The organism is Selenomonas sp. (assembly GCF_057272215.1).
The window spans coordinates 145,168-169,098 of the sequence record NZ_DBHIUY010000006.1; the positions used below are offsets into that span (position 1 = coordinate 145,168).

At 51.1% G+C, this 23,931-nt stretch carries 26 protein-coding genes and 1 pseudogene; 1 reads left to right on the plus strand and 26 read right to left on the minus strand.

What is annotated here, in order from left to right:
- Positions 1–308 precede the first annotated feature (308 nt).
- The 4 genes from ACO5Z0_RS07120 to ACO5Z0_RS07135 all read right to left on the minus strand — a co-directional run bounded on the left by ACO5Z0_RS07120 (position 309) and on the right by ACO5Z0_RS07135 (position 3,243).
- Complete coding sequence (locus ACO5Z0_RS07120; RefSeq protein ID WP_485649717.1) at positions 309–545, minus strand: AtpZ/AtpI family protein; 237 nt, start codon at positions 543–545, stop codon at positions 309–311.
- Positions 545–1,702, minus strand: coding sequence for a non-hydrolyzing UDP-N-acetylglucosamine 2-epimerase (gene wecB / locus ACO5Z0_RS07125; RefSeq protein WP_485649718.1), 1,158 nt, complete (start codon positions 1,700–1,702; stop codon positions 545–547). The genes ACO5Z0_RS07120 and wecB overlap by 1 nt, the downstream gene beginning before the upstream one ends.
- A 65-nt stretch (positions 1,703–1,767) precedes the next feature.
- Positions 1,768–2,817, minus strand: coding sequence for an MraY family glycosyltransferase (locus ACO5Z0_RS07130; RefSeq protein ID WP_442676687.1), 1,050 nt, complete (start codon positions 2,815–2,817; stop codon positions 1,768–1,770).
- Positions 2,818–3,003: 186 nt separating this feature from the next.
- Positions 3,004–3,243, minus strand: a complete 240-nt coding sequence (locus ACO5Z0_RS07135) for a hypothetical protein (RefSeq protein WP_442672808.1) — start codon at positions 3,241–3,243, stop codon at positions 3,004–3,006.
- 237 nt (positions 3,244–3,480) lie between these two features.
- Between ACO5Z0_RS07135 and ACO5Z0_RS07140 the strand changes: the two genes are divergently transcribed.
- Positions 3,481–4,812 carry a diguanylate cyclase domain-containing protein gene (locus ACO5Z0_RS07140; RefSeq protein ID WP_485649719.1) on the plus strand — a complete coding sequence of 444 codons (1,332 nt, stop codon included), beginning with the start codon at positions 3,481–3,483 and terminating at the stop codon, positions 4,810–4,812.
- 38 nt (positions 4,813–4,850) lie between these two features.
- Here the strand turns inward: ACO5Z0_RS07140 and lysS are convergent, their stop codons facing one another.
- The 22 genes and pseudogenes from lysS to ACO5Z0_RS07250 all read right to left on the minus strand — a co-directional run bounded on the left by lysS (position 4,851) and on the right by ACO5Z0_RS07250 (position 23,926).
- Positions 4,851–6,332, minus strand: coding sequence for a lysine--tRNA ligase (lysS, locus tag ACO5Z0_RS07145; RefSeq protein ID WP_485649763.1), 1,482 nt, complete (start codon positions 6,330–6,332; stop codon positions 4,851–4,853).
- A 73-nt stretch (positions 6,333–6,405) separates the two neighbouring features.
- Positions 6,406–6,876 carry a transcription elongation factor GreA gene (gene greA / locus ACO5Z0_RS07150; RefSeq protein ID WP_442672806.1) on the minus strand — a complete coding sequence of 157 codons (471 nt, stop codon included), beginning with the start codon at positions 6,874–6,876 and terminating at the stop codon, positions 6,406–6,408.
- Positions 6,877–7,069: 193 nt separating this feature from the next.
- Complete coding sequence (locus tag ACO5Z0_RS07155; RefSeq protein WP_485649720.1) at positions 7,070–7,348, minus strand: GIY-YIG nuclease family protein; 279 nt, start codon at positions 7,346–7,348, stop codon at positions 7,070–7,072.
- On the minus strand, positions 7,332–7,910 hold the full coding sequence (locus ACO5Z0_RS07160; RefSeq protein ID WP_485649721.1) for a peptidylprolyl isomerase: 579 nt from the start codon (positions 7,908–7,910) through the stop codon (positions 7,332–7,334). The genes ACO5Z0_RS07155 and ACO5Z0_RS07160 overlap by 17 nt, the downstream gene beginning before the upstream one ends.
- The gene (locus ACO5Z0_RS07165) at positions 7,907–8,629 is read right to left on the minus strand and encodes an MBL fold metallo-hydrolase (protein ID WP_485649722.1); all 723 of its coding nucleotides are present in this window, start codon (positions 8,627–8,629) and stop codon (positions 7,907–7,909) included. Before ACO5Z0_RS07165 ends, ACO5Z0_RS07160 begins: the two co-directional genes overlap by 4 nt.
- A gap of 308 nt (positions 8,630–8,937) precedes the next feature.
- Positions 8,938–10,413 (minus strand): DUF2828 family protein, encoded by a 1,476-nt coding sequence (locus tag ACO5Z0_RS07170; protein WP_485649723.1) that lies wholly within the window; start codon positions 10,411–10,413, stop codon positions 8,938–8,940.
- Between the two features lie 515 nt (positions 10,414–10,928).
- The gene (locus tag ACO5Z0_RS07175; RefSeq protein ID WP_485649724.1) at positions 10,929–11,681 is read right to left on the minus strand and encodes a hypothetical protein; all 753 of its coding nucleotides are present in this window, start codon (positions 11,679–11,681) and stop codon (positions 10,929–10,931) included.
- A 43-nt stretch (positions 11,682–11,724) separates the two neighbouring features.
- A complete protein-coding gene (locus tag ACO5Z0_RS07180; RefSeq protein ID WP_485649725.1) occupies positions 11,725–12,486 on the minus strand; it encodes a hypothetical protein in 762 nt (253 codons plus the stop codon).
- A gap of 200 nt (positions 12,487–12,686) precedes the next feature.
- Positions 12,687–13,031, minus strand: coding sequence for a hypothetical protein (locus ACO5Z0_RS07185; RefSeq protein ID WP_485649726.1), 345 nt, complete (start codon positions 13,029–13,031; stop codon positions 12,687–12,689).
- A 189-nt stretch (positions 13,032–13,220) separates the two neighbouring features.
- Positions 13,221–13,478: a GIY-YIG nuclease family protein gene (locus ACO5Z0_RS07190; protein WP_485649764.1), complete on the minus strand. Its 258-nt coding sequence runs from the start codon at positions 13,476–13,478 to the stop codon at positions 13,221–13,223.
- Between the two features lie 22 nt (positions 13,479–13,500).
- Positions 13,501–13,566, minus strand: a pseudogene (locus ACO5Z0_RS07195) (peptidylprolyl isomerase); the annotation flags it as partial.
- 114 nt (positions 13,567–13,680) lie between these two features.
- Positions 13,681–14,160 (minus strand): hypothetical protein, encoded by a 480-nt coding sequence (locus tag ACO5Z0_RS07200; protein ID WP_485649727.1) that lies wholly within the window; start codon positions 14,158–14,160, stop codon positions 13,681–13,683.
- A 7-nt stretch (positions 14,161–14,167) separates the two neighbouring features.
- Complete coding sequence (locus ACO5Z0_RS07205) at positions 14,168–15,058, minus strand: hypothetical protein (protein ID WP_485649728.1); 891 nt, start codon at positions 15,056–15,058, stop codon at positions 14,168–14,170.
- Between the two features lie 17 nt (positions 15,059–15,075).
- A complete protein-coding gene (locus ACO5Z0_RS07210; protein ID WP_485649729.1) occupies positions 15,076–15,420 on the minus strand; it encodes a hypothetical protein in 345 nt (114 codons plus the stop codon).
- Between the two features lie 11 nt (positions 15,421–15,431).
- On the minus strand, positions 15,432–16,208 hold the full coding sequence (locus tag ACO5Z0_RS07215; protein WP_485649730.1) for a DNA methyltransferase: 777 nt from the start codon (positions 16,206–16,208) through the stop codon (positions 15,432–15,434).
- Positions 16,198–17,589: an HsdM family class I SAM-dependent methyltransferase gene (locus ACO5Z0_RS07220; protein ID WP_485649731.1), complete on the minus strand. Its 1,392-nt coding sequence runs from the start codon at positions 17,587–17,589 to the stop codon at positions 16,198–16,200. The genes ACO5Z0_RS07215 and ACO5Z0_RS07220 overlap by 11 nt, the downstream gene beginning before the upstream one ends.
- A 277-nt stretch (positions 17,590–17,866) precedes the next feature.
- Positions 17,867–19,420, minus strand: a complete 1,554-nt coding sequence (gene guaA, locus ACO5Z0_RS07225) for a glutamine-hydrolyzing GMP synthase (RefSeq protein WP_485649732.1) — start codon at positions 19,418–19,420, stop codon at positions 17,867–17,869.
- A gap of 13 nt (positions 19,421–19,433) precedes the next feature.
- Positions 19,434–19,937 carry a regulatory protein RecX gene (locus ACO5Z0_RS07230; protein WP_442672391.1) on the minus strand — a complete coding sequence of 168 codons (504 nt, stop codon included), beginning with the start codon at positions 19,935–19,937 and terminating at the stop codon, positions 19,434–19,436.
- Entirely contained in the window at positions 19,867–20,952 is a 1,086-nt protein-coding gene (gene recA, locus ACO5Z0_RS07235) for a recombinase RecA (protein WP_442672390.1), read from the minus strand. The genes ACO5Z0_RS07230 and recA overlap by 71 nt, the downstream gene beginning before the upstream one ends.
- Positions 20,953–21,139: 187 nt before the next feature.
- The gene (locus ACO5Z0_RS07240) at positions 21,140–22,087 is read right to left on the minus strand and encodes an ABC transporter ATP-binding protein (protein WP_485649733.1); all 948 of its coding nucleotides are present in this window, start codon (positions 22,085–22,087) and stop codon (positions 21,140–21,142) included.
- Positions 22,074–23,048 carry an ABC transporter ATP-binding protein gene (locus ACO5Z0_RS07245; protein ID WP_485649734.1) on the minus strand — a complete coding sequence of 325 codons (975 nt, stop codon included), beginning with the start codon at positions 23,046–23,048 and terminating at the stop codon, positions 22,074–22,076. The genes ACO5Z0_RS07240 and ACO5Z0_RS07245 overlap by 14 nt, the downstream gene beginning before the upstream one ends.
- Positions 23,049–23,074: 26 nt before the next feature.
- Positions 23,075–23,926, minus strand: coding sequence for an ABC transporter permease (locus ACO5Z0_RS07250; RefSeq protein WP_315409690.1), 852 nt, complete (start codon positions 23,924–23,926; stop codon positions 23,075–23,077).
- Between the last annotated feature and the right edge of the window lie 5 nt (positions 23,927–23,931).

Sequence of the window (23,931 nt, forward strand, 5' to 3'; positions counted from 1 at the left end):
TCGGCGGCAAAAGCGCCGGGTGCGAATATCTTTTCTACATGCCATGAAAAATTTCAAAGAAAACTTCCACGGCTATTTCATTGTTTCGACAAAAGAAGCCGTTCCCCTGCCAAAAACAAGCGGGAATCCTCATAAAATTAAAGAATGATAAAATAACCAAGAATAGACAGCAATTATATAAATTATATTTATGATTTATAAATATACAATCAATATAGTTTATAACAAATCCCACAAATCTGCTGTAAAAACCATCCCGCGACACTATGCCTATGTATCGCAAAAAAGAAATGCAGACTTAAATATTTTCAGCGCATTCGGCGCATACGCCGATAGACAAAGAAGAGTGCGAGCGGGAATCCCACGAGGATTCCCGCAAAGATCCCCTTGTGTCCCAAGGCGAAAGCCTCATCAGCAAGACTTCCCACATACATCGAGATGCCGAGAACGACGCAGAAAAAGATGCCGATGCCGCTCAAAAAAATGTAGGCGTCGAGCGCTTGACGAAGCGCCCCCTTCTCCTTCGGCGGCGTTTCCCGCTCCATCAGCAGCCAGCGAAGACATCCGGCTTCTCGTGTAAGAAGCCGGCGTGATAGAGAATCGCTTCCATGATGCGGCGAGAAGCCTCGCCGTCGCCATAGGGATTGCAGGCGCCGCTCATACGGCGATAAGCAGCCGCATCCGTCAAAAGCTCCTTCGCTTCCCTGTAGACGCGCTCCTTATCTGTACCGACAAGACGTACTGTCCCCGCATCCAAGGCTTCAGGACGCTCCGTCGTATCGCGCAGCACAAGCACAGGCTTGCCGAGCGCCGGCGCTTCCTCCTGCACGCCGCCGGAATCCGTAAGGATCAAATAAGAGCGTGCCATAAGATTCGCAAACGGCTCATAATCCAAGGGGTCAATCAAGTGCACACGAGAAATACCGCCGAGCTCTTCACGGGCGACCTCGCGCACCTTGGGATTCTTGTGCATGGGGAACACCGCTTCAACATCGGAAAACTCTTCTACAAGCTCTTTGAGCGCCTTATAAACGTGGCGCATCGGTTCGCCAAGATTTTCACGCCGATGCGTCGTCACGAGAACAATGCGGCTCCTTTTGTAATCAAGGCCGTCAAGCAGCGCATTCTCGAAGCAAAAATCCTGCCGCACCGTCTGCTGCAAAGCATCGATGACCGTATTTCCCGTGACGAAGATACGGCTTTCGCCCACACCTTCCCGAAGAAGATTCGCCTTCGCCGTCATCGTCGGCGCAAAGTGGAGATCGGCAAGCGCGCCCGTGAGCTTCCGATTCATCTCCTCGGGAAACGGTGAATACTTATCCTGCGTACGAAGCCCCGCTTCCACATGACCGACCGCCGTCTGATGATAGTAGGAAGCAAGCGCACCGGCAAACGTCGTCGTCGTATCGCCGTGCACGAGCACGATGTCGGGCTTCTCCTTCGTCAGCACACCGTCAAGCCCCAAGAGCGCCTTTGTCGTAATATCAAAGAGCGTCTGCCCCTGCGCCATGATGTCGAGATCATAGTCGGGTGTGATGGAAAAGAGAGAAAGCACTTGGTCAAGCATCTCGCGGTGCTGCGCCGTCACGGCGACGATCGGCGTGATCTTTGCTTCGTGCTTCTTAAGTTCGAGCACGATCGGCGCCATCTTAATCGCCTCGGGACGCGTGCCGAAAACCGTCATAACCTTGATCTTCTTCATAGGTTTGTTCTCCTTTTCCCTCAAATGACGAGCGATGGAAACTACTGCAGAAACTCTGCCCCGCATCAATGCGTCTGTGCGGAATCATTCATGCGAAAAATACCGAGCTTCTTCGCGCCAAAGAGTACGGATATGACGACACCGAAGAAAATCACGAGCGCGATGCCGCCCGAAACTTCCGTCAGTGCGACGGCGCTGAGACCCAAGAGCGCGCTGATGATGTACATCAAAAGCACCGCCTGACGCTGCGTAAAGCCGAGGTCGAGCAGACGATGATGCAGATGCCCCTTGTCCGGCTTGAAGATCGGCACACCGCCTCGATAGCGGCGCACGATGGCAAACGCCGTATCCATGATCGGAAGCCCAAGCGCGAGGATCGGCACGATGAGAGCGATCGTCGCCGCGCTCTTGACGGCGCCAATGACGGAGATGCCCGCGAGCATGAAGCCGAGGAACATGCTGCCCGTGTCGCCCATGAAGATCTTCGCCGGATTGAAGTTGTAGAAAAGGAAGCCGATGGCAGCTCCCGCAAGCGCCGCCGTCAGTACAGCAACGAGCGCATACCCCTGCTGCAGGGCGACGAGACAGATGGTAATGGATGCGATGGTGGCGACACCCGCCGCCAGACCGTCGAGTCCGTCGATGAGATTCACCGTATTCGTCAGCCCCACGATCCAGAAAATCGTCGCGGGTATGGCAAGATACTCAAGGTAAAGATAATCGCCAAACGGATCCGTGATGAAATCGATGCGCACATCGAAAGCGACGAGCACACAGGCGCAGACAATCTGCCCCAAGAGCTTGACCTTCGCCGGTAAATTCTTATAATCATCGATAAGCCCTAAGAGCACGATGAGTGAACCGCCCGCCATAAGCCCCGCAAGCTCTGTTATGACCTCGTCAGAAAGCTCGCCGTAGATCATAAATACGAGCATCGCTGCCATAAAGGCGACATAGATGCCCACACCCCCGATGCGCGGCACCGGTTTCTTATGCACCTTGCGCGCGTCCGGCGCATCGAGCGCTCCTGTCCTTTCCGCAAAAAAAATGACCGCCGGCGTCACGGCAACCGCAACAACCATAGCGACAAGGAACGCCAGAACATGATTCGGCATGAAAAGCAGCACCCTTTCTACCCATTGTATTATCATGAACCATTCTATCATGAAACACAAAGAAGTCAAGACGGAAGAGCACACCGTTTTCGGGTAACCATAAAGAACTGCCGCACGACTTGTATACAGCAGTTCTTTCACACAAAGCAGTTGGACGCGCGTCCGATATTTTCTTTCAATGTCCGCTTACCGATTGATATGGTGCGATCCAAGATCGTCAATGACCGCTTTCTCCTTCTTGCCCAGCACCCAGCCAAGCAGTTTGATCTCTGCGTAGAGCTCCATGCGCTGTTCACGATGATCGCCCTGCGCCTGCATCAGCTCGTTGTACTTCTTGATCTTCACCTCGTACTGCGCCTTGACCTCCGCCTGCGAGCGCATCTTCAGAGGACGCGAAGAAGTTTCCGGCGCCCCATGTAAACTCATACAATCAGCCCTCTTTCTGCAATGCAACACGACACCTTCTGCCGCATTTCTCTATACATAATATCATGTATTTCATTCGACAAAGATTGAAAAAATCCTTCCCTAGGTCTTTTCTATTATTTATATTAAAAACAAGGATGTTTCGACTATACCCTTTATACTTTTTTCACTTTTTCCGATAAGCATAATGGAACCATTCCCATAAATATTTATAAAAATATAGAAGGAGGAAATGTCTTGGATCTCGAGCTTAAAGACTTGAAAGACGCAGAAGTATTCAATCTCATGAACGACATGGTCTACATCACAGACCTCGAATCCCATGAAATCCTGTTTGCGAACGATGCGGTTCACCGCTTCCTCGGCTCACCGAAAAATCTTCTGGGCATGACCTGCTCCGTTCTGACGCTTGGCGAAGAACGGCATTGCGGCAGATGCCCTGCCGAAACACTCGGCGCCATGCGCGAAACACGATGCTACAATCCTTTGCTCAAGCGCTTCATCTATGCCAAGACGCGCATCATATCCCTCGGCGGCAAACCCGTCCAACTCGTCGTATCCTTCGACGTCAGTAATATCGAGCACGAAAAACAAGAACTTGCCACCGCTTTGCAGGCGCAGGAAGTCCTCGTCTCCTCGATTCGCCTGCTGCATGAAACGGCAGATATCAATCACGCCTACGATCGCATCCTGAAAAACATCGGCGAAGATCTCAGCGCCGACCGCACCTATACTTTCATCCTCAAAAAAGGCCTTTTCTACAATACGCACGAATGGTGCGCCCAAGGCATCGAATCCCGCAAAGAAGCCCGCTGCGTCGTAGCGCCGCAGCTCATTAAGCGCTGGCTCCCAATCTTCAAAGAAAATAAATGCGTAGTCCTTGAAGACATATCGGCTCTGCGCAGCACACATCCCGAAGAATACGACCTTCTTCATGCACAAAACATCCGCACCTACATCGCCGCGCCCATTCATCATCACGACAAGGTCGCAGGATTCATCGGCGTAGACAATCCGCCGCTCGAAAAAATGAAAAACATCGCTCCCCTTCTCCTTTCGCTCGCCTATTACATCTCGGCGCGGCGCGTCATGCTCGAACACACCGCCATGCTTGAATCCATGAGCTACCAAGATCGAATGACCGGCGCCGGCAACCGCAACGCTTTCATCCGCACCACGGAACAGCTTGAACGCAGCTTTTCCGGTCATTCCATCGGCATCGCCTACTTTGATCTCAACGGCCTAAAGGAAATCAACGACACACACGGTCACAAGTACGGCGACAAAGCCATCATCGCATTCGCCCGCCTGCTGCACGACACATTTCCGCCCGAAGCCATCTTCCGCATCGGCGGCGATGAATTTGTCGTACTTTGCATCGACGAGAGCGAAGCGCACCTCAAAGAAAAGATCTCCCATATCAAGGAAAATCTGCGAAAGCACTCCCCCTTCTCCGTCTCCATCGGCATCGCATGGGAGAACAAACCCAAAAGCATACGAGCCTTGATCGAACAGGCAGATCAACGCATGTATACGGAAAAGGAAAGCTTCCACAAGTTCGGCAAATAAAAAAGCGCCCCGCATGGGGCGTTTTTTATTTGCTGCTGTCACTCGTCCGCACTTTCCTGTACGCGCACCGCTACATCGGGCCGCATGTGCGGGAAAAAGAGCACGTCGCGGATCGACGAGCTGTCCGTCAAGAGCATCACGAGGCGATCGACGCCGATGCCAAGACCGCCCGTCGGCGGCAGACCGTACTCCATCGCCGTGATGTAGTCGCTGTCCATCGGATGCGCCTCATCGTCGCCGGCTTCGCGCTGCTTCACCTGATCCAGGAAACGCTGCTCCTGGTCAATCGGATCGTTCAGCTCCGTGAAGCCGTTCGCAAGCTCCCGCCCGTAGACATAGAACTCGAAGCGGTCAGTGATGCGCGGATCTGCGGGATTCCGCTTCGCCAAAGGCGATATCTCCGTCGGATGCCCCGTGATAAAGGTCGGCTGAATCAAGCTCTCTTCGACCTTCGCTTCGAAAGCCTCGTTCAAGATGCCGCCGATACCGTGCTTCTCCTCGTAGGCGACGCCGATCGCGTCCGCCATCGCACGCGCCTCTTCGACCGTCTCTGCGCTCAAGAAGTCTTTGCCCGTCGCTTCCTTCACCGCATCGTTCATGCTGACGCGGCGGATCTTCGATAGATCGATCTCCGTACCCTCGTAAGTCAGCACAGTCGTTCCCAGCACGTCCTTCGCCGCCTGGCAGCAGATTCCCTCCGTCACATCCATGAGGTCGTTGTAATCGGCATACGCCTGATAAATCTCGATGGAAGTGAACTCCGGATTGTGGCGCACATCAATGCCCTCGTTGCGGAAGATCCGCCCGATCTCATAGACGCGCTCCAAACCGCCGACGATGAGCCGCTTGAGATTCAGCTCCGTCGCGATGCGAAGATAGAGCTTCATATCGAGCGCGTTGTGGTACGTCACGAAAGGACGCGCCGCCGCGCCGCCCGCAATCGTAGACATCACAGGCGTTTCCACTTCAAGAAAATCGCGCGCATCAAGATAGCGGCGAATCGACTGGATGATCTTCGTGCGTGCGATAAACGTATCCTTGACCTCGGGATTCATGATGAGGTCAACATAGCGCTGACGATAGCGCATCTCCACATCCTTCAAGCCATGAAACTTCTCAGGCAGCGGGCGCAGCGACTTTGAAAGAAGCGTGAAATCATCGACACGCACCGTAAGCTCGCCGCGGCGCGTGCGGAACACGATTCCCTTGACGCCGATGATATCGCCGATGTCCAAAAGTTTGAATTCCTTGTACTTCTCCTCGCCTAAGACATCCAGCTTGAAATAAATCTGAATCTTACCCGAAAGATCCATGAGCACGGCAAAACTTGCCTTGCCATGACCGCGAATCGCCATCAAGCGTCCGGCGATGCTGACCTCCGTAGCGCCCTCCGCCTCCTCGCCGAGCGAGGCAAAGTCAGCGAGCACCCGATCCGCATGATACGTGACCTCATAGCGCTGCCCGAAAGGCGCAACGCCCATCTCGCGGAACTTCTCCATCTTCTCGCGGCGCACGCGCATGAGGTCATTCAACTCTTCCTTCTGCCCTGCATCCTGCTTCTTCTCTGCCAATGTTTCCTCTCCTAACTCTATATCACTTGATCTCTACAACCTCATACTGAATAACGCCGACAGGCGCATGGACGTCGACGCGATCGCCGACCCTCTTACCGATGATCGCCGCACCGACGGGCGACTCGTTTGAAATCTTGAATTCCGTCGGATCCGCCTCCGCCGAGCCGACAATCGTATACGTCTCCTGCTCATCGAACTCAACATCCTTAATCACGACAGTGCTGCCCATCTGCACGATGTCGGAAGAAGCGCCGCCCTTGATGATGTCGCTGTTTCTTATCTTCGCCTCAAGATCAAGGATCTCACCTTCGAGGAACGCCTGCTCATTTTTCGCATCGTCGTACTCCGAATTTTCCGAGAGGTCGCCGAGCGCAATCGCCGCCTTGAGACGCTCCGACACCTCAATGCGGCGCACACTTTTCAAATAATCGAGCTTCTCCTGCAGCTTCCTATAGCCCTCTTCCGTCAGCATTACACGCTTTTCTGCCATCAATGATTCCCCTTTTCCCGGCGCCTCTTTTCAACCATGAACCTCATGCTCACGGGCAAGAACGCACCGATACATTCAGCACCGTCATTATCCTATCATTATAGGTAGCAAAACGCACCTTGTCAATGAACCGCGTCCACCTGCGGCGCAAAATTTCCAGCGGTAAATTTCCAGATGCATCCCTTGCAGCGTTTCACTCCGGCGCTTGCGGCAGACACGCCGCAAGCGCCAGCTTCTTTTCGCGCGGCAGGCGCTTGATCTCACACTCGCGGCGCTGCGCCTCCCCCTTCTCTTCAAACTCCTCATAATAAAAGAGCCGCACAGGACGGCGGCTCCTCGTATACTTCGCCCCCTTGCCCGCATTGTGCGCGGCAAGGCGCTTTTCCAGATCGTTCGTCCAGCCCGTGTAGAGCGTGCCGTCTGCACAGACGAGAATATAAGTGAACGCCCTCACCTCACTCTTTTTCCTCACGACGAATCGTGACCCTCTCCATGACGACTTTAGAAAGCGGCTTATCCTGAAAATCCGTATCGACCTTGCCGATCTCACGCACGACATCCATGCCTTCGACGACCTTGCCAAACACCGAATGATGACCGTCGAGCCACGGCGTAGCTGCAAGCGTGATGAAGAACTGCGAACCGCCCGTATTCGGCCCTGCATTCGCCATCGACAGAACACCCTCGCTGTCATGCTTCAAATCCTTATGAAATTCATCGGGAATCGTATACCCAGGACCACCTGTCCCCATGCCGTTCGGATCGCCGCCCTGAATCATGAAACCGTCGATCACACGGTGAAAAATCAGCCCGTCATAAAAGCCCTTCTCCGCAAGATCCGTGAAATTCTTCACCGTGATCGGCGCCTTATCCTCGAAAAGCTCCACCTCGAACGTCCCATGATTCGTCTCAAAAACTGCAATCGGATTTGCCATCTTTCTCGCTCCTTTATTCTTGTCATTCGTACCCGCCGCCGAGCATCCTGTCGTAAAAAGGACGAATGCCGCCAGTAAAAAAACAAGAGCCTTCTTCATCGTGTGAATCCCCCTTCCACCGTCCAGCAGCGCATCTCCCCCGGCCCCGTCGGCGTCCAATGCGGCACAGCGCACCCTTCTTCGAAGAAATCCGCCGCCGGCTGCCATGCCGGATAGCCAACGCTGTGCATCGTCACGAGCGCCTTGATCTCCGTGCGCGCACAAAACTCCTTCGCACCGATATCGGCGAACTCCTCCAAACGTCCATCCACAGGAAAAAATGCCACATCGGCGCACAGACCATCGAGCTTCTTCATCTGCTTCATAAAACCGTTTCGTGCGAGCTTATTATTCTCTTCCGTATCGCCTTTCCAATGCCACCAGTTGAAATCTCCGGCATGGAAAATCCGCCGTCCTGCGACCTCCACCAAAAACGACGTGCCCGTATCCGTCGAAGAAAACGTATCCACGCGAACGCCATCCTCCTCATGGCTGCTGTAATTCGCAAGATACACCGTCTTCTCCGCCGGAAACCGCTTGCCGCGCTTCGTTCGCCGAATCTCCTCCGCCATAAAATATCGCGTGACCGAAGGCGCATACTCCAAGATATGCGCATCAAAATGATCGAAATGCGCATGAGAAACAAAAAAATACGCCCGATCCACCTCACCCAAAAGCCGCTCCACCGCCCGCGCAGGATCGAGGTAATCGTCAAAAACAAGCAATGTGCGCGAAAGCCGCACAGCAAAACCGCTGTTCAACAAATATACAATCTCCAAGAGCTACCTCCTTCCAAAAGAATCTCCATTATTATAGCAGAAGAATGCAGGAAAAGACAAAGGTTATTGTCAAAATATCTTCTGCTATATTTATTGGTTAATTGTAAAATGCAATCGGACACTTTAAAAGGACAGGCAGGAGTACCACAACTACGCGAAACTTCAAGCATCTAACCGCTTATCAAAGAGGTGCATGTCCACGAAGTGGGCGTTTGTACGTGTAGTTTTCTATGATTCTCATATTTTCCTAGACAAAGAAAAAGCATGACGCGCACCGCCATGCTTTTTCTTTTCCCGCTCCTCTGCCCTTACGCCTGAATCGCCGCATATCGCTCGCTTGCCAGCACCTTTTCCATATATTCATACGGCGTGATGCGATCCTCCACCACCAAGGAGAATACACTGGGACTGCAGCCGGAAACGAGCATGACGCCTTGCTCGTTCATCTTGACGGGCTGCTGCTGACGGCGGCTCTGCACGTTCCAGAACACGATGCGCGGCAAGCGATAGCCCGCCTCGGCAAACATCTGCTTCGCCCGCTCGAAATTCGTCACGTCGGCATTTTCCGTGCAGACGTCAAACTCCATGTCCGTGATGATGTAAAGCACCTCGGGCATCTCCTGCTGCAGCACGCCGCCCGAAACCGCCGCACGCAGCAGGAGGCGGAAGACGCCTTCGAGATTCGTATTTGCCATCTCGTTAAACGTCCTGCAATAGCTGACCTTGTCCGCAATCGTCGTGCCCTTGATCTGAAGGATGCGCGGTTTATGAGAAAACGTGATGAAATGATCGCGGAACGCGCCCTCATTACGCTCTGCAAAATAGATGGCAAGCGAGAGCGCGACGCAGGCCGGCCAAGGCTCTCCGCCCCCATACATGGAAGCGGAACCGTCGAGCACGACGAGCGCGTTCTCCCCATGCGTATAGTCGGGAAGCGCCTTCCATGTGATGTCGAGGGTACGCGACGCCTCCGCCGAAAGACCTCTTTCACTCTCCCATTCGCAAAGCGGGCGAATGACTTCGTAGGGATAGAGCGTCCCCGTATGAAGAGTCTCCTTCCCGCGCGCCACGCGCTCCAAGAAAGCCTCGTAGCGCTTCGCATCGTTGCGTCGAAAAGCCTCGCGGTACTTGAACATCGCCTTGGACGGCTGCTTCGCATAATCAAAGCTGTAGTCCTTCGTACGCAAATGGTCTTCGAGGATCCGGATGCAGCGGCGCAGACGGACGAGCATCTTTCGATATTCCGCCTCCTGCATCCCGAACGACGCCGCCAGATGACGCGCCTTAGCACGCGCCTCACGCGACGAAGTATTGACGGACGGCAACCACTTCGCTAGAAGAGAGACTTCCTCCCCCTTTTGCGACGCGCCGAGGTCGCTTTCCAGCTGCTTGCGAATCAAGCGAACGGCGGCAGACTCCAACGGTGTGCCGAGAAGTGCGAGCACATCGTCCCAGCGCCCGTACTCGGGGACGAGCGGCAGATTCTTCTCCACGCACGCAGGCGCATACGCGGCAAGATGGCGCAGAAGCACGCGAAAGACGCGGCGCTCGCCCAGTCCGCCGCGAACATCACGCGCATAGAAGAGCGTGCGCAGCGCACGCACAGGGTCCTCGACAAAAGCGCGCGTGAAGCGCACGACGATCTCCGCCTCCTTCAAAGAGCGCAAGGCGCCGACCGCCGCAAAGAAGTCGAGCACGTCCGAGCCTGAACTGGCGTAAGTCGCGGCATCGTTCTCCGTCCGCGTGTACGTCCTATTGCTTTCCTCTTTGAGCAAGTCGAGCATCGTGCTTCCTCCTTCGCGCAAAAAGCCCGGCGCAAAGTGCAGATGCAAATGTGCCGGACCGATTCATTCTCCCCAGCATACGCCGGGAACATATACAAAAACAAGATGCCGCGGACGGAAACGGCAAGCCGCCCCGTCCTGTGAGGTCGTGCCTCACTATTGTGACTATACGGAGCAAAATTGCTGTTGGCATCTTATGCGAGACGCCTTTCCGGGGGTGCCCGCAACGGGGTACCCACGGCCTCCAAGAATAGCTGTACGCGTCTCCTGTATATGATACCATGATATGCAGGTTCACGCAACAGCTTTGCTAATATTCAGACGATAGTTTTATCGAACTGCAGCTGGGATTCTTCCTTTCTTTGCTCCATAACGGCGGAAAGGTACTACGAAACAGTCAATACCTGAAAATTCACCATGCAAAAGGAAGCATCCCCATGCAGCACACAGCTCTATCCCATTACAATCGCCGGCTTGACGCTCGAAGGCCTAAATATGGCGCGGTTCTTTGTACCTTAATTCTCGTAAATACTGAGCATGACATAGCTTCCATCCATTCCGAAAGAAAGATTCTCGCCGGGAATGATGCGATAAACTGCAATGCTGCTTCTCGACGACTCCTCAGGAATCTGCGGCAGACGGTAGGCGCTGGCGTACGCATCCCGCGAATCGTTTACCCCGAGGCCGGAGCGGTCAAAATGCAGCTTGCTCCCCCGGAGAAGCACGAGCCCCGTCACGATTCCGTTTTCGCGGAAAATGATGAGCCTCTGATCCGGATAATACAAGCCCTGGGAAAAGCTCATGTCGCCTGCATGACAGGGCTCCTCCCGACGCAATTCCTTCCCCGCTCCGAGAATCTCCTGCACGACGCTCATGCGCATACCGAAATGAATGCCGCCGACAGACTCAAAGTAGTCCGGAGTCAGCGTGCGCTGCAATGCATCGCCGCCCTCCAGCGTGATATAGTCCCCCGCACCGCCGAAAAGCTTCCAGCCGATATGAAGCGTGCGCTCTCCGCCCGCTTCTTTGACGCGAAACTCCGCGCCGCCGGATTCAACACCGCCTACCCATTGTCCCCAGCCGACGACTTCGCAGCCGTTGATCGTGCGCTCCCCGATCGTGAGCGCCGCGCCTCCGTCTTCATCGTACCAAGTGCCCGCCATGCGCTCCAAAATCACATCGAGATCGTCGCGCGGCTCCGCCGCCACACTCTGTCCTAAAGCGAGCAGCGCGAACGCACATAAAGCGAGCATCGCCAAACCTTTCATCTCGCACCTCTCGATCCTGCAAAGATTCCACTATCACCAAAAATCAATACGCTACAGCGCTGAACCTGACATAGCTCCCATTCTTTCCGAACGAGAAGAACTCCCCGGGAGCGATCTCATAGAACGCCAGCGGATTGTTGTACGTCCTTTCCTCGGGGATCTCAGACATCTTATAGGCGCGCGCGTATGCCGCCCGCCCGTCGTTTACCCCGAGGCCGGAGCGGTCAAAATACAGTTTGCTCTCCGGCAGCAGAACAAGGCCTGTCACGATACCGTCTTTATGGAGAACGATAAGCCCCTTGCCCGGATAATGCCAGCCGTAAGCAAAAGTATCATCGCCTGCACGGCAAGCATTTTCCCTGCTCAATTCCTGCCCCGCACCGAGCTTTTCCCGCACGGCGCGAGTGCGCATACCGAGACGAACGCCCTCAACGGATTCGGAGCAAGCAGGATTCAGCGTGCGCTGCAGCGCTTCCCCATCGTTCAGTAGGATGTAGTCCCCCGGCCCGCCGAAAAGCAGCCAACCAATGCGCAGCGTGCGCGTGCCGGCCGCCTCTCGAATGATGAAGTCCAGAGAGCCGCTGCCGGGTCCGTTTGCCAGTCGATCGCCGCCGACAACCTCGCAGCCGTTGATCGTGTGTCCCTCAATCGTCAGCACTGCATTCCCATCTTCATCGTACCATGTGCCTGCCAGACGCCCCAAGATTCGATGGACTGAATCCGTCGAAATTCCCATCGCTGCCTCGCTCTGCCCCGAAACGAGCAGTACGAATGCGCATAAGATAAACAAAGCAAATCGTTTCATCTCGCACCTCCATAAAAACAAAAATGCATCCATTCAGAAGCTTCGCTTCATGAATGGATGCATTTTTTCGAACATTCACTTGCGATGCAAAGGATGTCCCCAAAGTTCTCCGTAAATCCTCATATCAACCAAATGCACCGCAGTCCGCTCCATATCTTCCTTACATTGAAAAAAGCAAATCGAGTGCATCCTGCACGATGTTACATCTTTTCCCATGCAGTAAAATGGTAGGCACGAACACCTCCGCCGATATCCTCACCGTCGCGCCGCACATCGTAGTAGCCATGCTCCTCAAGATAGTCGCGCACAGCGATATTGCCCGTGTAAACATCGAGCCTGCCGCTCGGCAGTGCGCTCCGGAACTCATTTGCTGCAGAAGATGGCGAGCTGGCCTCGTACATCGTGATCGTACTGCCTCTCTTGACAAAGATCGCAAACTTTGCAGATTTCACATAGTTCTGGAAATCACTCTGGCTGACAGTACCTGTCCACATGGCGAAACTCATGCTCGACATCGCCAGCATCAACGTAAGGACCAACACCATTACCTTTACTGCTCGTTTCGTAACCTTTCATCTCCTTTTCTCTTAACACTCATGGAACCTCGAAAATAACCCTGCACAGTCTATTTCTTCTATTATAACAGAAACTCTCCAACAACCATACGGTAGTAAATGACAGGCAGATAAAAATTTTTCTCTGGGTAAATTTCCAGATGCCTCCCTTGCAGCGTTTCACTCCGGCGCTTGCGGCAGACGCGCCGCAAGCGCCAGTTTCTTTTCGCGCGGCAGGCACTTGATCTCACACTCGTAGCGCTGCGCCTCCCCCTTCTCTTCAAACTTCTCATAATAAAAGAGCCGCACAGGACGGCGGCTCCTCGTATACTTCGCCCCCTTGCCCGCATTGTGCGCGGCAAGGCGCTTTTCCAGATCGTTCGTCCAGCCCGTGTAGAGCGTGCCGTCTGCACAGACGAGAATATAAGTCCGTGAAATTCTTCACCGTGATCGGCGCCCTATCCTCGAAAAGCTCCACCTCGAACGTCCCATGATTCGTCTCAAAAACTGCAATCGGATTTGCCATCTTTTTCGCTCCTTTATTTTTGTCATTCGTACCCGCCGCCGAGCATCCCGTCGTAAAAAAGACGAATGCTGCCAATTTCTCCCATTTCTATGTATCTGTTTTTGTAAGTACAAATTAAATTTTAGGAATCATCGTCGATAAGTCTGGAGTTCCGGAAGTTAAATTCCACGTAGATATCTTCATCTTTTTTATAAATTTCCCAGATCCATAATCCAGTAAATCTTCCCTCTTAAAACTGTTGAGTAATTTATTTAATGTCCCTAATCCCGCCGAAGTCATTAAAAATGCTTCTTCAGGATCGATTAACTTGCAATATGCCCATAATTGCCCTAAATCTCTTAAGGTCAAATTCGTCTTTTTTGCTTCAATAAAAAACAATTTTATCGTACTTTCTCTTTTAGCTATCCCTAAAATATCTATTTGGATATCCACACCAACAGCAAGGTCATTCACTATATCATACTTAGCTAAAACTCTATCTAATCTTTCTGCATGAGCATCTACAGTGATAATTTTATCCCCCTTGTACTTGTCTTCCAAATACCCTTGCAACCAAGTTTTCATCGGTAAATATAACTCAAATTCATTTTTCACATTCCTCTTATTCATGATACCCCAGTTCTCTCGCTATTTCCGTCCATGAATCGAAATGCTTCCCCCTAATTATTCTTGGAATAAAATCATCGTCTTCTCTTGGATGAACCGGTTTAGTTTTATTCAATTTTCTTTTTGATTCCCAAAAATATTTATGCGTTTTCTTTTTTAAATCTTTACCAATCTTTCTATATGCAGCCATCAATTCATCAGAAAACATATCTAGCGCTTGTTGTTTGTGTATAATCCCAAAACCGATTAGACTAAACTCATTGGCCCAAATTTTTACTTGATGTTCTTTTTTCCAAAAATTAACTTGCCCTGCATTATACTTTTTCAGTTCCCCATCTCGCATGTTAGGATGTGCCCAATCAATCGTCTGTACTGGAACATCTATCGATTTTAATAGATTACATAGATCGATGACCAATTGCCAGTTATGTGGTATCTCTAAATAGACTCTGTGCTCATATTTATTAAAATATGCGTTACTTCTCCTAATATACCCTGTAACATCCGCAAATCCTTTTAAAAATTGTCTACGTTCATCCACACTACACTCAAAAATATCCTCATGCAAAGATATATCATTATGCGATACAGCATTACCGATAAATCTATTTATTTCACGTATTAAATAGTCTGTATTTGGCTTAGTAAAAGACAATATCGTTGAGGAAGCGTCTTGAATAAACTCCATACTTGCACCTATTAAGGGTTCAAGAATGTTTCTAATATCTGCTACACTTGCCTTTACATAAAGTTTCACGTCATGAAATTCTTCTGTTTCTAATTTCTTATGTGGTATTTCAATAGCTATTGCTGTATTCACTGACCCCCTTTGAATTTCACCATTTCCACATATCATCCCTAAGAGATATGACATTTCTGTATTCATATTTTCACATCCCTATCTTAGTTATATCCAAGCTGGTATCCATTATCAAACAAAAACCGTATTAAATCATTATCGTCTATTCTGTAAGAAAACTCATTGGAACGATATTTCCTATTCGTATATTTCCTTTCATCCCAATAATCAGGGAGATTCGATGCATCATTAAAATAAAGTCTAAGTTCTACACCCCATTTATCAACATCCCCCAATAAACATATTCCTTCAGAATTTAATCCTATTTGTTTTCCGTAACTATTATTATATTTTTCAATGAATTTATCCATCTTATCCTTTCTTGCCTCAGCTTCAATAAATATTACCTGTCCACTATTCGATAGATACTTCAAAAAATCTTTATACATTTTTCATCCTCCTATTTCTTAATAAAAATTAATATATATTCATGAACTTTGTTTATACGATATTTATATGGATATCCTAAGGGTCTCATATTATTATAATCCTGCTGCCTATCCCAAATTATAATATCATCAAATATATATCCTTGTTTTTGTAATTCTATTGCCAAATCACTATGAAGCGGGTAAAATTCACTTTTTTTTCGAATGTCCATAACATTTACTAAACAATACGCACCAGGTCTCATAACTCTGTTTACCTTAAAAAACAATTTACCCAACTCACTGATAAAAGTATGATATTTAGATATATTCCCTATATCATCGGCTTTTTCTGAATAGTTTATACTCTGCTTACCATCAGCACTGCGTTTCATGTTTAATATATCCCAATAAGGCGGAGAAGTTATACACAAATCGAACATATTTTCTTCCAATTTATCTAATTCAAAAAAGCTGTCTCCATGAATAATTTTTATATTTTCATCAGCTCCAATCCTTTGCCTTGCTATTGTACAAAATTCCTCTGACAAATCTATTCCTACAGCCTTACGTTCAAGATTATGCGCTGCGACAAGACTTGAACCTACCCCATTAAAAGGATCTATTATAGAAGCATCATTTTTCGAAAACGTCTTTATCAATTTTTCGCACAAAGAAACAGGATATGAAGCCGGATGCCCTATCCCCTTCTCTTCTTTTGTCTTAGTTAAATTCCGCCATATACTAAAAGAATTTTGAAGCCACTCTTTCCCAGTTAAATTATTGCATCTTTTTTCTTCATTTATCATTATGCCACCTCTTCGATTGTATACTTTTCATTTGAAAATCTATATACAATCTTTCACTGTCAGATATATCATAAGTTTTATAGATCAAATCATTTAACGAATCCATCATATCAAACCAACTTTCACTCATATATTCAATTTCCTCTAATGTTTTAACAATATTTATTGCTTTAAGAAATGTGCTATCTTTTATTATCAAAGGTAATTTTTTCAAATACCGTGCATCCGTGTGCATCGTGAGCTTTGAATTATTATAACAAAACTTCAGCAAGTAATAATTGCATAAATTAGAATGTAAAAAACCTAATATATATCGGCACATTTTTTCATCACCATCAGTAAAAACTGTCACAGTCTCTGCAGCTTCAAGGTTTCCTGCAAAACTTGCAATTATACCGGCTTCGGCGCTATATATATTCTGTATAAACACCCTATTCCCATTCTTAGGAACTTCAATATTTTTGAATGAAAATTTACGTATATCCTTCCCAACTATTGCGTTATCAGATTTTGACTTACCTCTGCCCACATATCCTGTACACACATCACCAAGTTTCTGATATGCGTCCTTGATCTTTTTATAGATAAAAAAATCTTCTTCATCACCAAATAATAAAATTTCATCTTTATAAAAACTTTGAGGAACTTCTAATTTCTTAGAAATCTCATGATTTTCATACTTGTATATAGAAATATTATTATCGTTCATGAATCTATTTTCTAAAGTTAATACAATCTGTTCTCCCCTAACATTTTTGAAATACCTTCCTATATCGATAATCGAAACTATTTTTTTCTCATTTAAGATAATTTTCCTTAACATCGAATATGAAGTGACATGAAGAAAATTTTTTGGAATAATATAGGATATTATTCCATTTGATCGAACCATGTCAAATGCTCTATATATTGCAGCAATAAATAGATTACTGCCTGAATCCTTGACTTTTCTCAAAAATAAATAATCCGATGTATCGACCATAATATCTTTTGCAATAGGTGCATAAGGCGGATTTCCAATGATTGCATCAATAGGTTCTGATAAATTCAATTTATCCAATACATATTTAGCACCATTTCCAAGTGTATCCAAAGCTCCAAGATTATCTAGTCCCATACTCTTTTTTGCTAATAAAATTGCATCTTTATCAATATCTGCTCCGTATATTTTTTTATATCCTAACTCTTTTGCCACAACAAGAAAATTTCCCGTTCCACAACACGGATCTAAAATCACAGAATCTTTCGATATATCTAGAAGGTTAACGATATTTTTTATCAATTCTGTATCTGTATAAAAAACACCTTTTCCTTTTTTAAACTCTAATTCAAGGGATTTTTCATAACGCCTCGATTCTATAGCACATCTGCTTAATTTCATTATTTTCCTCCTTTCTCCAGAAATTAGTCTCACGAAATCCCTTCTAGGATTATCTACCGAATTGATAACTCAACCTGAAGCATCTGAATCAAATTCCATTGACAAGCATCACTTACATACTGCCCATGCCTAGCGGATGCCCTCTATCCACTACGGACAATCCATGCGGCAAAAATAATAGTGCTGAGATGCCGCATGGATACAAATAAGACATCTTCATGCATGACGGAAACAGAACGTGATGTCTTACAAAAGGGGCGCGCCTCGTCGTTCACCGTCACTCAAACTCAATCGTCCCCGGCGGCTTGCCGGTGCAGTCGTAGAGCACGCGGTTGACGCCTTTGACTTCGTTGACGATGCGGGTCGTGACCTTTTGCAGGACTTCCCACGGCAGAGGGGCGCTCTCTGCCGTCATGAAGTCGCTTGTGAGGACGGCTCTGAGCGCTATGGCATGGTCGTATGTCCTGCCGTCGCCCATGACGCCGACGCTTCGCATGTTTGTGAGCGCGGCGAAATATTGACCGAGCGTCTTGTCCGCCCCGGCTTTGGCGATCTCTTCGCGATAGATGGCGTCGGCTTCTTGGACGATCTTGACCTTTTCCGCCGTGACCTCGCCGATGATGCGGATGCCGAGACCGGGTCCCGGGAACGGCTGGCGATTGACGAGATGTTCGGGAATGCCAAGCTCTCTGCCCGCTTTTCGCACTTCATCCTTGAACAAGAGGCGCAGAGGCTCGACGATCTCCTTGAAGTCGACGCAGTCGGGCAGACCGCCGACGTTATGGTGGCTCTTGATGACGGCGGATTTTCCGAGACCGCTCTCTATGACATCGGGATAGATCGTCCCCTGCACGAGGAAATCGACCTTGCCGATCTTCTTCGCTTCGGCTTCAAAGACACGGATGAATTCTTCGCCGATGATCTTGCGCTTCTTCTCCGGCTCGGTCACGCCCTTGAGTTTTTCGTAGAAGCGCTCCCTGGCATCGACGCGAATGAAGTTCAAGTCATACGGACCATCGGCGCCAAACACAGCCTCGACTTCATTCCCTTCGTCCTTTCGCAAAAGACCGTGATCGACAAATACACAGGTGAGCTGCCTGCCGATCGCCTTGGAGAGCAGCACCGCCGCCACGGATGAATCGACGCCGCCCGAAAGCGCGCAGAGCGCCTTGCCCGTGCCGATCTTTTCGCGCAGGGCTTCGACCGTCCTCTTGACAAAGGAGGACATCTGCCAATCCCCCTTACAGAGCGCGACGCGGCGCACGAAGTTTTCGAGGATCTTCGCGCCGTATTCCGTGTGCATGACTTCGGGGTGAAACTGCACGGCATAGAGCTTCTGCTCTGCATCTTCCATCGCCGCTACGGGGCAGTCTGCCGTCTTTGCCGTCACACGAAAGCCCTTCGGTGCTTCGGCGATATAGTCGGTATGGCTCATCCAGCAGATGCTCTTTTGCGGCACATCGGCAAAGAGCAGGGACGCCTCGTCCATGACCGCAAGCTCCGTCCTGCCGTACTCGCTGACGGGCGCCGTCTTGACCTTGCCGCCGAGCTTGTGCGCCATGAGCTGCGAGCCGTAGCAAATTCCGAGGATGGGAATGCCGAGCGAGAAAATTTCTTCGCTGTACGTCGCAGAATCCTCCTTGTAGACGCTCTCGGGACCGCCTGTGAAGATGATCGCCTTGGGCGCGAGCGCACGAATCTCTCCCAAAGGAAGCGTATGCGGATGCACCTCGCAATAGACACTGCACTCGCGCACGCGACGTGCGATCAGTTGGTTGTACTGACCGCCAAAGTCCAGTACGAGTATCAATTCATGGCTATCCTTCTGCAAGGCAAGTCCTCCTTCAATCTTCTCCAAAAGCAGCAACGGCGGCGCGGCAGACGGTGGTCGAGAAGCCGCGCCGATAGAGATGCTGCAGCATCTTCTGCGGCTCTGCGCTCTTCTTGAAATGCACGGCAAGGCATCGCCCCGCCGCATCCCTCTCGCGCTCAAATGTATCATCCGGCACACAATCAGCGATGAGTGACGAAGGAAATCCCTTCTGCATGAGTTTCGCTGTGATCTGGCGCACGCTTTGCCGGCTTTCCTCGTAAAGAAACGTAAACTGATGACGGCAGGCTTCTTCGTCGTCGAGGTAGCCGCGTTCTGTCAGCGTAGACAGAGCCGCCTGAATTTCCTCTTCCTCGTAGCCGCGCTGTGCGAGCTTTCGCGCAAGGTGCGCCGTGCTGTGCTCGGCGCGTGCGAGGAGATCGACCGCCTTCATCAGAGCCGTTTTCTCAATCTTCGTCCGCTGCCGCTTCCCGCTGCTTTCCTGCGGCTCCGCGCTCGTTCTCCTCGTCGGGGACACGCTCTACCTCCCCCTCTTTCGCTGCCGTCGCCTGCTCCATGAGCTTGACGCGCACCTTTTCTTCGATTTCAGCGGCAAGCTCGGGCTTTTCCCGCAGCGCTTTTTTCACATTCTCCTTACCTTGCCCGAGACGCGAACCGTCGTAGGAATACCACGAGCCGCTCTTTACAATGATGTCGAAATCCGTCGCGATGTCGAGTACCGTACCGACACGCGAAACGCCCTCGCCGTACATGATGTCGAACTCCGCGATCTTGAACGGCGGCGCGACCTTGTTCTTGACGACCTTGATCCTCGTGCGGTTGCCGATCATCTCCTGTCCCTGCATGATCTTGTCCGTCTTGCGCACATCAAGACGCACCGTCGAGTAGAATTTCAAAGCGCGGCCGCCCGTCGTCGTCTCGGGACTGCCGAACATGACGCCGACCTTCTCACGAATCTGGTTGATGAATACAACGACCGTGCGCGATTTGCTGATGAAACCCGTGAGCTTCCGCATGGCACGGCTCATGAGACGCGCGTGCATACCGACCGCCTGATCGCCCATGTCGCCGTCGATCTCTGCTTTCGGCACGAGCGCTGCCACGGAGTCGACGACGATGAGATCAAGTGCGCCGCTGCGCACGAGGGCGTCGACGATGTCGAGCGCCTGTTCGCCCGTATCGGGCTGCGATATCAGAAGCTCGTCGATGTTGACGCCGAGCTTCTTCGCATAGACGGGATCGAGCGCGTGCTCTGCGTCGATGAACGCCGCGACGCCTTTTCCCTTCTGTGCTTCAGCGATCATGTGCAGCGTGACCGTCGTTTTACCGGAGCTTTCAGGACCGTAAACTTCAACGATGCGTCCGCGCGGCACACCGCCGACGCCAAGCGCGACATCCAAAGGCAGAATGCCCGTTGGAATCGTCTCCACATTCATGTTTGCCGAGGCTTCGCCCAGGCGCATGATCGAACCTTTGCCGAATTCTTTCTCTATATGCTTCAAGGCATTTGCCAAGGCTTCTTCTCTATCCATAAAAGTATGATCTCCTCCTTCGGTTGACTGTCGTCTATTTGTATATTATATAAAATGACGATTCTTTCTGCAAGTTTGACAAGAAGAATCCGCGCACTTGTCTCCAAAGCAGAACTGCAAGAAAAAGAGACAGCCGCAAGAACTGTCCCTGAAATGGATCGTCTGAATTTACTGCTTCTTCCTGCTTTCATTTCTCAGCCAAAAAACAAGCCAGTTGATGCTCGGGGGCGATACAGGCAAGTTCGGGGCGCTCTTGAAGGCAGCGTTCCTTGCGGTATGGGCATTCGCTCTTAAAGGCGCAGCCACCGGGCGTGCGATTGCAGTCAGGCAAAGACGCCATCGCAGGAGCTTTTTCCATCGCACTGCCAAATGCTGCCGACAGCAGCTTTTTCGTATAAGGGTGGCGCGCTTCTTGTGCAAGATGCGTGCTGGGCAAAATCTCCACGATTTCACCTTGATAAAGGATGACTACGCGCTGGCAGAGATGACGCACAAGCGGCAGATCATGGGAAATGAAGAGATACGTCATGCCGTGCTCGCGCTGCAGACGACGCAAAAGCTCTACAATGAGCGCCTGCACCGATACATCGAGCGCGGAAGTCGGCTCGTCGCAGATAAGAAGCGACGGCAAGACGGAAACAGCGCGGGCAATAGCAACGCGCTGACGCTCGCCGCCGCTCAGAAATGCCGGATAACGGTCGGCATACGCTTCATCAAGCCCCATCGTGCGCAGAAGTTCCCGTGCCTTAACCGCACGGTCAGCGCTCCGCGTGAGCGAGAAGTTCTCACAAACCTCAGTGATGTAACGCCCGATCTTCATGTGAGGACTGATAGATTCGTCCGGACTTTGAAACACCATCTGAATATCGCGGTACATCTGCCGCAGTTTTTTGCCATGAAGCGCGGTGATATCCTGCCCGCGAAAGAGGATTCTTCCCGCCTCCACAGGGATGAAGTGCATGACGGCGTTCGATACCGTGCTCTTACCGCTGCCGCTCTCGCCGACGAGGCCCAAGCACTCTCCTTCCTTTATATCGAAGGAAATGCGGTGCAGAACCTCCTTTTTCCGCCTTCCCGCGCCAAAGGATACGACGAGATCTTTGATTTCCAGAAGCGGCGCATTATTGTCTGACATCCCGCACATCCTCCTTCCCGCACAAATGGCACGCAACATGATGATCCGCGCCGACGGTCTGCAGACGAGGCGAGCGCATGGAGCAAATCTCGACGGCGCGATCACAGCGATTGGCAAAGATGCAGCCCGGCGGCAAAACCGCCAAGTCGATGCGCCGCCCGTCGATGCCCTTGAGCTCCTTCTCTTCATCAAGGCGCGGAATCGAGGCAATCAATGCCTGCGTATACGGATGCTGCGGCGCCTCCATCACTTCAGCCTTCGCGCCGATCTCCACGATCTCGCCCGCGTACATGACAGCGATGCGATCAGCCATATACGCCGAGAGCATCATGTTGTGCGTGACGATGACGATGGCCGTCCCCATCTCCCGATGAAGCGCCAAAAGCTCCTCCACCACCGCTTTCTGCACCGTCGCATCCAGTGCGCTCGTCGGCTCGTCCGCCAAGAGCAGCTTCGGCTCTAAGGCCAACGCCATAGCGATGGACACGCGCTGCTTCATCCCGCCGCTGAGTTCGAAGGCGTAGCCGTCCAGCACGCGCTCCGTCTCGCGCATATTGAGCTTCTGCAGGATTGCCGCTGCCTTCTCACGCGCCTCGCGCCGCGTGAGATTCGTATGGTAGCAGATCGTTTCTGCGAACTGTGCGCCGATCTTTCGCACAGGATTGAGCGTTGCGCCGGGGGACTGGAATACCAGCGAGATTTCACGTCCTCGAATGGCGGAAAGTGCGGCGCGGCGCATGGTCACGAGATCTTCTCCCCGATAGAGAATCTTCCCGCGCCGCACGCTTCCGGCGCCCGGATACGGCCCGATCAGGGATTTTAGCAGCGTGCTCTTGCCGCTGCCGCTCTCGCCGACGATGGCAAGAACGCTCTTTTCTGCCACCTCAAAACTAACCTGACGCACAATATCATGCGTATAGCCAATAGATACATTTTCCACACGCAAAAGCGCTTCTTTCACGGCTCTCCCCCTTTCTCCTCCATGCCTCATCGCCCGCCCTCGCTGCGCGACGGATCCAAAACATCCCGCAGAGAATCACTCAACAGTTGGAACAAGATGACGATCACAAACACGGTCATGCAGGGAAAAACCATCATCCACGGCGCAATCTGCATCTTCGACTTCGCCTCGCTGAGCATGAGGCCAAGCTCCGGTTCCGGCGGCTGCGCACCCATGCCCAAGTATGTCAAGGCGCAGAAACTGATCAGCGTGCTGCCAATCTCGATGGCCGCTACGATGACGAGCTGCTGGGCGATATTGGGCGCGATGTACCGCCGCATGATCTGCAGCGTCGTCAAGCCCGCCCCCTTTGCCGAGCGCAGATACTCCTTCTCCTTGATCGCAAGGACAAGCCCTCGGGAGAGACGTGCAAAAATCAGCCAGCCCGGCAGAATCAATGCGATTGCCGTGTTCTCCCAGCCCACGCCGAGAACGCCGACGACCGCGATGCTGAACACCATGCCGGGAAACGCCAAAAACATGTCGGTGACGCGCATGATGCAGTCATCGATCCAGCCGCCGAAATAGCCGGATACGATGCCGGCCGCCGTCCCGACCGCCAAACTGACGCCGACGATGAAGAGTGACATGAAGAGCGACGAACGCATACCATAAAGAACGCGCGAGAACACGCAGCGGCCGAAGTCGTCCGTACCAAAGGGAAATGCCGCACTGGGCGCCTGCAGAGCCAAATCATGCTCAATCTTCAACGGATCGTGCGGCGCGATGTCAGCGGCAAACAAAGAGAGCAGAACCAATACCGTGAGAAGGAATAAAAAAATGCCGCACAGCGCCTTGGGCAGATCGAATTTTTCTTTTAAAATCTTTCGTTTCAGCATTCGCC

What these genes read in the sequence shown, in the direction of transcription:
- wecB (WP_485649718.1), bottom strand. Translation starts at nt 1,702, where the DNA reads ATGAAGAAGATCAAGGTTATGACGGTTTTCGGCACGCGTCCCGAGGCG.
- ACO5Z0_RS07250 (WP_315409690.1), bottom strand. Translation starts at nt 23,926, where the DNA reads ATGCTGAAACGAAAGATTTTAAAAGAAAAATTCGATCTGCCCAAGGCG.
- ACO5Z0_RS07120 (WP_485649717.1), bottom strand. Translation starts at nt 545, where the DNA reads ATGGAGCGGGAAACGCCGCCGAAGGAGAAGGGGGCGCTTCGTCAAGCG.
- ACO5Z0_RS07215 (WP_485649730.1), bottom strand. Translation starts at nt 16,208, where the DNA reads ATGATAAATGAAGAAAAAAGATGCAATAATTTAACTGGGAAAGAGTGG.
- ACO5Z0_RS07180 (WP_485649725.1), bottom strand. Translation starts at nt 12,486, where the DNA reads ATGAAACGATTTGCTTTGTTTATCTTATGCGCATTCGTACTGCTCGTT.
- ACO5Z0_RS07135 (WP_442672808.1), bottom strand. Translation starts at nt 3,243, where the DNA reads ATGAGTTTACATGGGGCGCCGGAAACTTCTTCGCGTCCTCTGAAGATG.
- ACO5Z0_RS07210 (WP_485649729.1), bottom strand. Translation starts at nt 15,420, where the DNA reads ATGTATAAAGATTTTTTGAAGTATCTATCGAATAGTGGACAGGTAATA.
- ACO5Z0_RS07185 (WP_485649726.1), bottom strand. Translation starts at nt 13,031, where the DNA reads ATGGTGTTGGTCCTTACGTTGATGCTGGCGATGTCGAGCATGAGTTTC.
- ACO5Z0_RS07170 (WP_485649723.1), bottom strand. Translation starts at nt 10,413, where the DNA reads ATGCTCGACTTGCTCAAAGAGGAAAGCAATAGGACGTACACGCGGACG.
- lysS (WP_485649763.1), bottom strand. Translation starts at nt 6,332, where the DNA reads ATGCGCGTGCGCCGCGAGAAGATGGAGAAGTTCCGCGAGATGGGCGTT.
- ACO5Z0_RS07175 (WP_485649724.1), bottom strand. Translation starts at nt 11,681, where the DNA reads ATGAAAGGTTTGGCGATGCTCGCTTTATGTGCGTTCGCGCTGCTCGCT.
- ACO5Z0_RS07240 (WP_485649733.1), bottom strand. Translation starts at nt 22,087, where the DNA reads ATGTCAGACAATAATGCGCCGCTTCTGGAAATCAAAGATCTCGTCGTA.
- ACO5Z0_RS07205 (WP_485649728.1), bottom strand. Translation starts at nt 15,058, where the DNA reads ATGAATACAGAAATGTCATATCTCTTAGGGATGATATGTGGAAATGGT.
- ACO5Z0_RS07220 (WP_485649731.1), bottom strand. Translation starts at nt 17,589, where the DNA reads ATGAAATTAAGCAGATGTGCTATAGAATCGAGGCGTTATGAAAAATCC.
- ACO5Z0_RS07130 (WP_442676687.1), bottom strand. Translation starts at nt 2,817, where the DNA reads ATGCCGAATCATGTTCTGGCGTTCCTTGTCGCTATGGTTGTTGCGGTT.
- greA (WP_442672806.1), bottom strand. Translation starts at nt 6,876, where the DNA reads ATGGCAGAAAAGCGTGTAATGCTGACGGAAGAGGGCTATAGGAAGCTG.
- recA (WP_442672390.1), bottom strand. Translation starts at nt 20,952, where the DNA reads ATGGATAGAGAAGAAGCCTTGGCAAATGCCTTGAAGCATATAGAGAAA.
- ACO5Z0_RS07160 (WP_485649721.1), bottom strand. Translation starts at nt 7,910, where the DNA reads ATGAAGAAGGCTCTTGTTTTTTTACTGGCGGCATTCGTCCTTTTTACG.